Genomic DNA, 11,062 nt, shown 5'->3' with positions numbered 1-11,062 from the left:
ATGAAAAAAAGTGAAAGAGGAAATTGTTATGAAATTAAGAAGAAGTGAACGGATGGTGGTTATTTCCAATTACCTGATTAACCACCCCTATGAATTAACCAGTTTGAATACCTTTGCAGAAAAGTACGAATCAGCCAAGTCTTCGATTTCAGAGGACATTGCCATTATCAAAAAAGCTTTTGAAGAGAGCTCTATCGGACATATCGAGACCATTACGGGTGCTAGTGGGGGTGTTGTCTTTACGCCGTCTATTTCTAAGGAAGAGTCGATCGAGATTGCCCAGAGCCTTCGCAATCAGATGGCGGAAAGTAGCCGTATCCTGCCTGGTGGCTATATTTATTCGTCGGATTTGCTGTCGACGCCCCATGTATTAAAAAATGTTGGCCGCATTATCGCGGATGCCTTTAAGGCAGAGAAGATTGATGCTGTTATGACCGTGGCGACCAAGGGGGTTCCTTTGGCCAATGCCGTTGCCAACGTCCTCAATGTTCCCTTTGTTATCGTTCGTCGGGACTTGAAAATTACTGAAGGTTCGACCGTTTCGGTCAACTATGTGTCGGGTTCTAGCGACCGGATCGAGAAGATGTTCCTCTCTAAGCGCAGTCTCAAGGCCGGTAGCCGAGTGCTCATTGTCGATGACTTTTTGAAAAATGGTGGCACTATCAACGGTATGATTAGCCTCTTGACAGAGTTTGACTCGACCTTGGTCGGTGTAGCAGTTTTTGCGGAAAATCAAAAAGGCGACCGCAGTGTGGCTAACTACAAGTCTCTGCTAGCCGTGACCGATATCAATGTCAAAGAAAACCGAGTGGACGTTGAGTTGGGAAATATTTTTGATTAACTTTTATCCTCCTAAATTTAAAGAGATGTAAGCTGCCCCCTACTTAGATTATGCGTGCAGAAAGAAAAAGCTGAGTGATCAGCTCAGATTGGAGGAAGGTCCGTTTCGGTCATATTCCTTCAATCTTTTTTGCTCTGCGGTCAAAATAGTATAAAATTTTTACAATTATGTTTTGATCTGACTAAATAATTATTTTTTCTATAAATAAAGTTGCATATAGGGTTGTCTTATTTGCTTTTTTATTATATAATGGACTAGTAATTATAAGACAAAAGGAGAATATTATGACACGCATTAAATTAACCCCAAGTGAGCTCCGTACTTCTGCGGTTCGCTATACAGAAGGTTCAGATAACATTGATGCTATTTTATCATCTTTGTCAAATGAGCAATCTGTTATTCGTGAAAACTGGGAAGGTACAGCTTTTGACAGTTTTGATGCTCAATTTGAAGCGCTTAAGCCAAAAATTGTTGAATTTTCTGAGTTGCTTCGAGATATCAATGCCCAATTGAATAAAGTAGCTGACATTATCGAGCAAACAGATGCAGACATTGCAGCGCAAATCAATGGCTAAGGGTTGACGAAGTTCAAATGCAAGGAAGGCGCCAGCCTTCCTATTTTTTATCGAGATGAAGGAGATATGAAAAATGGATAAACAGCGCATTTTGAAGTATGGGAGAAATGCTTTGCTGGTTTTGCTTTTGCTTCTATCTATCATTGGATTAAATATTGCCGTTCAAAACAATACGAGTATTTCCAAGAAAGAGCAGGAAGCAGGGCAACAAACGATTAAGCTGGATGTTGCCCTAGTCAATGAAGATAATACTGTAACCCTAAATGGTACGGAATATAATCTTGGTGCTAGTTATGCAAAAAACATCGAAAAAAATACTGCCCATAACTGGTCAACTGTCAGTCGTGGTACGGCTGATAAGGGATTAAAAGAAGGGCTTTACCAATTGGTGGTGACCATCCCAAGCGATTTTTCAACAAAAATCTTGGATATCAACAATACCAATGTGGATAAAGCGACAATCACGTATAAGATTAATGCAAATGGTAATTTGCAGGTAGAGAATGAAGCGGTTAAGGTGGCAAAAGGAATTATCGCTGACCTGCAAAGTCAATTGATTGATATGTATATGGCTAGCATTCTCGGGAATCTTTATCAGGCACAACGAAATGTTCAGACCTTGTCGGATACAAAGGTGAACAATATCGCTGTCTTTCGAAGTAATCTTTATCAAACAGCCGTTGATTTTAAGACGCTTTTTCCGAATTTGACTTCGACGGCTGATTCAACATTGGCAGCTAACAATCTCTTAAAAGAAGCACTTTCTGGCAATGTAACAATCTATGATAGTCTGAATACAGCACAAACAGGTTTGAAAGATAATTTAGCTAGTTTGATTGAGCAAAGAAATCAAGGTAAATTATCCCAGGAAGAATTTACAGCTGCACTGTTAGAGATGAATAGCTCGGTGCTAAATGCTGAAACTGAGCAGCTGTTTACAGCCATCAAGACGACTCAAGAAGCGCTTTCGGGTCAATTAGGGGCAGCTGCAACAGATGAAACAGGTTCAGCAAGTGGCTATACAGGTCTGGTTGCAAAACTAGATCAGGCTATTGCAGATTTACAGGTCGCTATTGAAGCGGAAAGTACAAAATTAGCAGAACATGAGGCTGCCATTGCTAGTTTTGCTGAGACACACCTCAGTAATTACTACGGCGAGAATTTAGAAACGATTGACCTTGAAGCATTTTTGAGTAAGAGCACAGACTTGCCTATTTCTCTAGCGTCCTATAAAGCTAGCTTAGATCAGATGGTATTGAATCAATTGGCAGGATTGCCAAGTCTGAATCCTACAGACCTGGCTTCTGACTTAAACAAGCTAGATTCGCAAGCTACAGGTAAGATTCAATTTGATACAGCATTTGCGCAAGCCCTATTTGGAGAAGGATTTACGCCGTCTAATGATTTGATGGAGCTACAGAGATTGGCGTCTGAATTAGAACCTCATCTTCAAGCAGCTGCAGATTTTACAGTGCCAACACCAACAACTCAGGCAACTCTTTCTTTAGAAATCCCATCGGGGTTTGACCTGGTATCATGGGAACTAAATGGATCCACATATACCAATCCAAGCGAAGTTGTGGAGCTACAAAAGGACAATATTGTGCTTGTCACCTTGCAGTATGAGAAGAGCTCGACAACTGTCTCAACAACGGTAGTTACTGCCCCAGTATCTAATTCTTCAACGACGGATTCAAGCTCAACAGAAGCAGCGACCCCTCCATCAACAAGTACCTCTACTGATGCGCCAGTTACAAGCACTGAGATGGCTCAGGGGAGTGTCAAGGTAAGTGTTAATAATCTGGAAGTCACAACAGCAGGATTTGATTGGGAAAGTTTCTTGAACAATCAGGAAAATTACCGCAAGGCAGAAGCAGCCTATGCTGCAAAAGTTAGTGAAATTATTGCAAAATATAATCAGGTTAACAATCTGTTCAATCACTACTATCCTGCGGAACCTACTACTGGTGAACGTAGCAGTTTGACATCTAGCTTCTTTCATCAAGATGCAAAATCTTTATTAATATCTTTAGTTACGGACTCAATCAAAGCAAATCTGCAGTCCTATTCAGAAGCGCGTGCGCAAGATCAAGCTCTAAAGGATAAACTAGTTGAATTAGAGGGTCAGAGACAAGAACTAACAGGCCAACTTCAGAATATTAGTACAACAAATTCTGATTTAGCACAACAGATTGCCAATCAATTAGCATTTTTCGATGACATCAAGGCACGGGCTCAGGCGATTGCAGAAGGGCAAGAGCAGCAGACATCTCTTCAAGGAACACATGATACAGAACTAGCAGCTCTTGCTACAGAACTGGATGCCTCACTTTCGATTACTGATGAAGTCAAGACACTATCAACTCAAAACGTCGAGGAGGCGACTAATGTCAATACCGTCTTCACAACATTTACTAATGATGTACAAGCTGCTCAAGAAAGCGGAGAGAATCTATCTTCTGAAGCAACTGCCCTGATGGAGAGGTTTGAATCAGAATTGGCTGAAAATGGCGACTTTGTAAAAACCTTTACTTCTGTCTTAAGCAATACCTATGACAATGGTGTTCCAAATGAAGTAATTTTGGATTTCTTGTCCGCACCATTGACAGAATCGTCTTCATCTGTAAAAGCAACAGTCAACACCTACAGACCTTTCACCTGGATTTTACTCTTGGAGATGGTGACCCTGTTTGCAGCTTATGTTTTTGGTACTCATCGTGTGATTAAGGCTGTGAAAGATAGGTTTAAAGTCAGCCGTCTAGAGGATACAGATTTAGTAACGGTGACTGTGCTCAGCGCTCTATCACTTCTGGTCGGTGGTTTGATCGGGGTTGTATCAAGTCAACAGTTGCAGATTGATAGCGAGTTGATCCCGACTTGGGTGTTGATGATTACCTTGTTTAGCCTATTACTAGCACAAGGTCAGTATCTATTGATAAAAAATGCTAAGGGACTTGGCATGGGGATTAGCTTCTTCATGGTTATCAGCTTTATTTACCTATCCAATGCCATTGGAACAACTGCTAGTTTGACAGGCTTACCTGCCATGTTAAAAACCATCAACCCTCTTTCTGTTTTAGAAAATAGTTTATCTGGATACTTTGATGGCGAAGCTGCCAGTCTGGCAGTGATTGCTACGGCGCTCGTATTGGGGCTTGGTTTTGCGGCTTTGAATGCTTTTGTTGATGTGGAAAAATTCTTAAATAAAAAAGAGGATTAAATGAAAAAGATAGCACTTGTTCTTAGTTGCCTGGTTCTCTTTCTTCCGGTTGGGCTAGAAGCGTCCGAACTTGGGGACAATAGTCTTCAAATTGATAGTTCACGCATTGAAGTAGAAAAAGAAAAGAAAATAGGTAGTCAGGATTTACTGGTCCAATCTTTGTTTCTGGCACCAGATCAAGCAGAATTGACTGCCAAAAAAGAAGCTGATCAAGTATTATTAGAGCATCAGCTAAATAGCCTATTCCAAACTGGTGAGAAACCAAGCACGGATATTTTGCAAGTGGGGAACTTGTTTGATACTCGGACCCATAAGGTGATGACGACCAAGGTAGATAGTGGGACAGAGGGGGCTCCAGCAGGGCTTCTCTCTAGCCTGTTTTTTGCTTCTATTGTAGTTGGCATTCTATTGCTTGCAAGTTTAGCAACCTATTTGATGGGTAAGGATGAAGTAGGCCAGGAATAATCTTCTAGTGGTCTATTGGAGGAGATGAGATGGGGACGCATATCAATGTTACCTTATATGATGGAGGACGAATCAGGGACTTACGGATTCCGACTCATATTGAGGTTAGGAGATTAATCAAGGAGTTGGATGGTATCTTCGAAAAAGAGAATGCTAGAAAAAAATACCAACTCCATGTTGTTAATAAGGGGTTCATTTTGGACGAAGGGAAAGTATTAGCCGATTATCCTGTGACAACGGGAGATGTTGTAGAGGTTTTGGAGGTTTAGGGTGAAAGAAGAAACATTTGTCTTTGGTGGACAGGAATTTGTCTTTTTAAAGGGTGATAAAGAGTGGCACCTTGATGTAAAACGGTCTGATGTGGCAACTCAAGAGCTATCTGACCTGCTCTTGTTGGATCTGCACCACCCTCAATTTTTACAACAGGAAATGACGGTGGATGAAGATACAGTTCATTTCACCTATCATCTGGATGCATTTGGGCAAACCTTTGAGGATATGAAGGAGAAAGAGTTTTCTGAAAAACTACGACTTTCTCTCAATGTTTTGGAATTGAAGCAGGCTTTGAAATTGCCAATCACCTTTTTCGTGCATCCGTCATCTGTCTTTATTACTAAGGATGGTCGGGCCAAAATAGCCTATCGGGCTATCCCGGAGAAGATGGTGCCTCAGACCTTGGATGTTGCGGATTTATTGAAGCAATTCAAATCTTATATCCTAGCCTTATTTACAGAGCATGATTTTATGGACCTTTACAATGGTGCGCTGGATGTGGTTCCTGTACCAGAGTTCTTAGATACCATTCGCAAGGCAGAGGATATGGATAGTTTGGAAGGACTTTTGCAGGGCTATTTTCAGGATAAGTTGGAGGAGGAGAAGGCGACTTTGACACGGGTATCTCGGGCCAAGCATCGCCTCTATCGGTATGCGACCATCTGGCTATCTGCCATCGCAAGCTTGTTGCTCCTGCCCTTGATCTATCTGGTTTTCATCCACAATCCCTTTAAGGAAAAAATGCTGGATGCGGATACGGCCTTTATCAAGGTGGACTATCCTGGGGTGATTAGTGAGTTGGAGCGGGTAGAGGTTTCTAGTCTTCCCTACACTCAAAAATATACTCTTGCCTATGCCTACATCCAGGGGTTTGATTTGAGTAATGAACAGCGTTCTGTTATCTTAAATAATGTGACGCTCAAATCAGATGAGCAATACTTGGACTACTGGATTGAAATTGGTCGTGGTAACAGCCAAGAAGCTTTGGATTTGGCCAAGCGTTTGGATGATTCGGATCTGATTTTGTATGCTCTTTACCAGCAAATGGAACAGGTTCGTGAAAATACGACTTTGTCGGGAGAAGAGCGGGAAACAACCTTGGATGAGTTGAAAGCGGAGTATCAAAAGTATTGGGATACCCGAACTACGATTTTGAATGAAGATGGGTCACAGGTGGAAACAGGTACAAGTTCGACTTCTAGTTCAACCTCTTCTACAGAGTCATCATCAACAAGTTCATCGAGCTCGAGCGGGGAATAAGCTATGGCAGAGACAGTAGTTTTTTATAAAGATGGTTTTCGCTATGTGGCGGATGTGTCTGCTGGGAAAAAGATTCTTTTTCAAGGCACAGAAAAGGCACAGGTTTTTGTCTCCTCGCTGGATACTCCTTTGACGATTTGGTTAGATGGAGTACAAGTTTGCTATGACTATGATGGAGTGGAAGGAAACCTTGTATCTGGTATGTCTTTGGCGGGGGGCGTGGTCTATCTTCTTCCGTCGGAGCAAGTGATCCTAGACCCTCTTGATAAGCAGGAATTAACGATCGGCCAGCATGCGGGAAATAGTTTTGTCCTTGCAGGGTCAAGTTGCCATGTCTTGCTCAAACGCAGTGGTCAGTCATGGATGCTTTATCGTTTGGCGGGCTCCATCTATATCAATAACCTTCTGATGGAGAAGGGGGAAATGGAGCTGGCTCTTGGAGATGAGCTTGCTTTTGAGGATACTTTTTTCAAATTTTATGCAGATGAGGTCCTGGTCGCGGGTCCTGTAGAGGCAAGTGATGAGTTGGCGCGCAAGTCTTCTTCGCGCTACGCCTTTTATGCGGACTATCCAGACTACCACCGTTCTCCACGGATTATCTATCGGAGTTCAGAGGATAGGGTAGCCATCAATGCGCCCTCGTCAGAACCTTCTAAGCCAACGGATGGTTTATTGAAGCTGATTCTGCCTCCTTTGATGATGGTGGGAATTACCATCGTCATCATGATTTTCCAACCTCGCGGTCTCTATGTGCTTGCGACTATTGCCATGTCCTTTGTGACGATGGGGATGTCGATTTCAAGCTATTTCAAGGGGCGGAAGGACTATCAAAAAGAGTTAGTGGATCGGGAAGCGCTCTATCACGACTATCTAGCAGATAAGGCTAAGGAGTTGGCAGGTCTGGCTAAGGAACAAAAGGATGGTCAGCTCTATCACTATCCTGCTATCGAGACCTTGGTGGACTTGGCGGATAGCTACCACCACCGGATCTATGAGAAGACGCCTCTGCACTTTGACTTTCTCTACTACCGCTTGGGTCTAGGTGAGGTTCCAGTCTCCTATGATCTGAACTATGCCCAGACGGAGCGGTCAGGTAAGCGGGATCCCTTGGAGTTGGAGGGTTTTCAACTCTATGAGAAACACAAGACCATATCAGAAATGCCCATTGTGGCCAATCTCTCCCATGGACCTGTCGGCTATATTGGTCCCCGTGCCTTGGTGATTGAGCAGCTCCAGTTGCTGGTCAACCAGATTGCGCTCTTTCATTCCTATCATGATGTGCAGTTTATTACCATCATGCCAGAGGAGGAGAAGGAGCAGTGGGATTGGATGCGGTTCTTGCCTCATGCGACCCTGCAGGATATGAATGTCCGTGGCTTTGTCTATAACCAGCGGACTCATGATCAGGTGCTCAACTCGCTCAATCAGATTTTGAAATTACGGAAGGCTCAGAAGGAAGATAAGTCCAATCGGGAGTCAACTCTCTTCAGCCCTCACTATGTGGTCTTGATCACGGATGAGAAGTTGATTTTGGACCATGTCATCATGGAGTTCTTCACAGAGGATCCGACGGAGCTGGGCTGTAGCCTGGTCTTTGTGCAGGATGTGCTGTCTTCTCTGTCTGAGAATATCAAGACCATCATTAATATCAAGGATCGAAACACTGGTCAGCTGGTCATGGAAGAGGGGCACTTGCGTGAGATTGACTTCGCCTTGGACCACTTCCCAGTTGGCTATGATAAGGAGACCTTGGTGCGCCGCTTAGCTCCGCTCAACCACTTGCAGAACCTCAAGTCTTCTATCCCAGAAACGGTGACATTTATGGAGATGTACGGGGCTGAGACCTTTGAGGACTTGGGCGTTGTCAGTCGTTGGGAAAAGCATGCGCCTTATAAGAGTTTGGCGGTGCCTCTGGGTCTTCGTGGCAAGGAGGATATTGTCTATCTGAACTTACATGAAAAGGCCCACGGTCCGCACGGTTTGGTGGCAGGTACTACGGGTTCAGGTAAGTCAGAGGTCATCCAGTCTTATATCTTAAGCCTTGCGGTCAATTTCCATCCGCATGATGTGGCCTTTCTCCTCATCGACTACAAGGGTGGGGGCATGGCCAACCTCTTCAAGGACCTGCCTCACTTGCTTGGGACCATCACTAACTTGGATGGTGCCCAGTCCATGCGGGCCTTGGTGTCCATCAATGCGGAGCTCAAGCGCCGTCAACGTCTCTTTGCGGAGAATGATGTCAACCATATCAATCAATACCAGAAGAAGTACAAGCTGGGTGAGGTTAGTGAGCCCATGCCTCATCTCTTCTTGATCTCCGACGAGTTTGCGGAGCTCAAGACCAACCAACCAGACTTCATGAAGGAGCTGGTCTCAACCGCTCGTATCGGTCGGAGTTTGGGTATTCACCTGATCTTAGCCACCCAGAAGCCGTCTGGTGTGGTGGATGACCAGATCTGGTCCAACTCTCGCTTCAAGCTGGCGCTCAAGGTGGCGGATCGGAGTGACTCCATGGAGATGCTTAAGACGCCAGATGCGGCTGAGATTACCCAGGTGGGTCGTGGCTACCTCCAAGTCGGAAACAATGAAGTCTATGAACTCTTCCAGTCTGCCTGGTCTGGGGCTGATTACCAGCCGGACAAGGAGGAGCAGGGGATTGAGGATCATACCATCTATGCCATCAATGATATCGGTCAATATGAGATTCTTAACGAAGACCTGTCGGGTCTGGATCAGGCTGAGTCTATCAAGGAAGTTCCGAGTGAGCTTCAAGCTATCGTAAGTAAGCTGAAAGCCTTGACAGAGCGCCTGTCCATCCAGGCCCTGCCGCAACCATGGTTGCCTCCGCTACCTTCACGTTTGTTTGTGGAAGATTTACGAGATGAGGCTGAGTTAACTTGGTCGGGAGTCAATGAGGAGTTAGAAGTTCTTCTAGGTCTCTTGGATAAACCAAGCCAGCAGGCTCAAGAACCGCTGTCTATCAACCTATCTCAGGATGGTCATTTGCTTATGTATGGTGCTCCAGCGACCGGTAAGACTACCTTCTTACAGACTACGGTCTTGGATTTAGCTCGTCACTATAGCCCATCGGAACTCCATATTTATCTGATGGACTTTGGGACGAGCGGTCTGGTTCCAATGGGGGATTTACCACATGTGGCGGATGTCTTCCTCTTGGATCAGGGAGAGAAGATCGGTAAGTTTGTCCGTCTTTTGGAGAAGGAAATCAATCGTCGTAAGAAGTTGCTTACGGAACATCGTGTGGGTACCTTGTCTATGTATCGTCAGTTGACAGGACAAGTGGAGCCACGTATTGTCATCGCCTTGGATGGCTTCGAGTCTATGAAGGATGAGAGTTTTGAGGCAGAGTTACTCAAACTCTTGACCCGTATTTCTCGTGAGGGTCAGGCCATTGGTCTTCACCTTGTGGTGACGGCTAGTCGTCAGGCTAACCTTCGTGCGACCTTCTACTCTAACTTCAAGCACCAGTTGACCTTGAAGCAACACGATAAGACAGAAGTCCGCAGTGTTGTCGGGGCTACAGGTCTTGCGGAGATAGAGGATATCAAGGGTCGTGCTCTCTATAAGGGAGAGGAGGTCTATAGCCTCCAGCTGGCACTTCCGCTTCGTGTGGAACACGACATAGAGCTGGTAGACCGGATGCGTGAGGAAGTGAGTCGTCAGAAGGCTGCTTGGACGGGTCAGGTTCCAGAAGCTATCCCAATGGTGCCAGAAGAGCTGACTCGCGAGGACTTCCTCAGTCGTGCCAGCGTCCAGAAAGCCATCGCCTCTGGCCAGATTCCACTAGGACTGGACCTGGAAACGGTGGAGGCTGTGAGCGTTGAAGTTGAAAAAGTAAATAATATTCTTGTATTGTCGGAGCAGATTTCTGCGCTTGAATCTGTTATCTATCATTTTTCAGTCGTTTCCAACCGTCTTTATCCAAAGGGCCATGTACTTGTTGTGGATGCTAGTGATGAATTTGACTATTTGAGAGATTTATCAGATGTTTATATCAATAGTGGCTTAAGCCATCAACTATTTGAACAAATGTTTACTGAACTAAGCAATAGAAAATCTAAACCTAAAGATACTGAAACATTTATTATAATTCCTGATTTAGGAGTTTTCTTAGAAAAATTTACGTCAAAAGCTGAAGAGTTTAAGCAACTTTACCTAGAGGGCCCGAAACACGGATTACATTTTGTGATAGCAGCTACAAAAGCGCAACTTTTTAAAACTGATGCAATTGTAAAAACAATAAAAGAGGATATTTCTTTTGCGCTCATCGCTATGAGATTATATGATCAATCAGTAGTCCCTCATAAGGAAGTTTCGAGGGAAGAGCGTTTGAATACTGATGAAATGTATCTCTACAATAAAGAAAAATATACTAAGGTAAAAATATTAAGTAATAAAGAATAGGAG

Annotated in this window: 7 protein-coding genes; all 7 read left to right on the top strand. The window is 44.1% G+C overall.

All coding sequences use genetic code 11. The annotated features are described in order from the left end of the window. Nucleotides 1-28: 28 nt before the first annotated feature. The 7 genes from purR to essC all read left to right on the top strand — a co-directional run bounded on the left by purR (nucleotide 29) and on the right by essC (nucleotide 11,059). A complete protein-coding gene (purR, locus tag ACHBHN_RS01380; protein WP_394733496.1) occupies nucleotides 29-841 on the top strand; it encodes a pur operon repressor in 813 nt (270 codons plus the stop codon). A gap of 284 nt (nucleotides 842-1,125) precedes the next feature. Further along, a complete protein-coding gene (locus ACHBHN_RS01375; protein WP_167785239.1) occupies nucleotides 1,126-1,416 on the top strand; it encodes a WXG100 family type VII secretion target in 291 nt (96 codons plus the stop codon). A 73-nt stretch (nucleotides 1,417-1,489) separates the two neighbouring features. After that, nucleotides 1,490-4,636 carry a type VII secretion protein EsaA gene (gene esaA / locus ACHBHN_RS01370; protein ID WP_394733495.1) on the top strand — a complete coding sequence of 1,049 codons (3,147 nt, stop codon included), beginning with the start codon at nucleotides 1,490-1,492 and terminating at the stop codon, nucleotides 4,634-4,636. Continuing rightward, entirely contained in the window at nucleotides 4,637-5,101 is a 465-nt protein-coding gene (essA, locus tag ACHBHN_RS01365) for a type VII secretion protein EssA (protein WP_394733493.1), read from the top strand. A gap of 29 nt (nucleotides 5,102-5,130) precedes the next feature. Beyond that, nucleotides 5,131-5,370: an EsaB/YukD family protein gene (locus ACHBHN_RS01360; RefSeq protein ID WP_394733492.1), complete on the top strand. Its 240-nt coding sequence runs from the start codon at nucleotides 5,131-5,133 to the stop codon at nucleotides 5,368-5,370. Between the two features lies 1 nt (nucleotide 5,371). Then, complete coding sequence (gene essB / locus ACHBHN_RS01355; protein WP_394733490.1) at nucleotides 5,372-6,634, top strand: type VII secretion protein EssB; 1,263 nt, start codon at nucleotides 5,372-5,374, stop codon at nucleotides 6,632-6,634. Nucleotides 6,635-6,637: 3 nt separating this feature from the next. Next, nucleotides 6,638-11,059 carry a type VII secretion protein EssC gene (gene essC, locus ACHBHN_RS01350; protein WP_394733489.1) on the top strand — a complete coding sequence of 1,474 codons (4,422 nt, stop codon included), beginning with the start codon at nucleotides 6,638-6,640 and terminating at the stop codon, nucleotides 11,057-11,059. Nucleotides 11,060-11,062: the final 3 nt, after the last annotated feature.

The organism is Streptococcus sp. A22, assembly GCF_043674215.1.
Classification (GTDB): domain Bacteria; phylum Bacillota; class Bacilli; order Lactobacillales; family Streptococcaceae; genus Streptococcus; species Streptococcus suis_V.
The sequence above is the reverse complement of the archived record's forward strand: the minus strand, read 5'-3'. Positions and strand labels throughout refer to the sequence as shown.

Coding starts and splice junctions, on each gene's coding strand:
- purR (WP_394733496.1), top strand. CDS start 29: ATGAAATTAAGAAGAAGTGAACGGATGGTGGTTATTTCCAATTACCTG.
- ACHBHN_RS01375 (WP_167785239.1), top strand. CDS start 1,126: ATGACACGCATTAAATTAACCCCAAGTGAGCTCCGTACTTCTGCGGTT.
- esaA (WP_394733495.1), top strand. CDS start 1,490: ATGGATAAACAGCGCATTTTGAAGTATGGGAGAAATGCTTTGCTGGTT.
- essA (WP_394733493.1), top strand. CDS start 4,637: ATGAAAAAGATAGCACTTGTTCTTAGTTGCCTGGTTCTCTTTCTTCCG.
- ACHBHN_RS01360 (WP_394733492.1), top strand. CDS start 5,131: ATGGGGACGCATATCAATGTTACCTTATATGATGGAGGACGAATCAGG.
- essC (WP_394733489.1), top strand. CDS start 6,638: ATGGCAGAGACAGTAGTTTTTTATAAAGATGGTTTTCGCTATGTGGCG.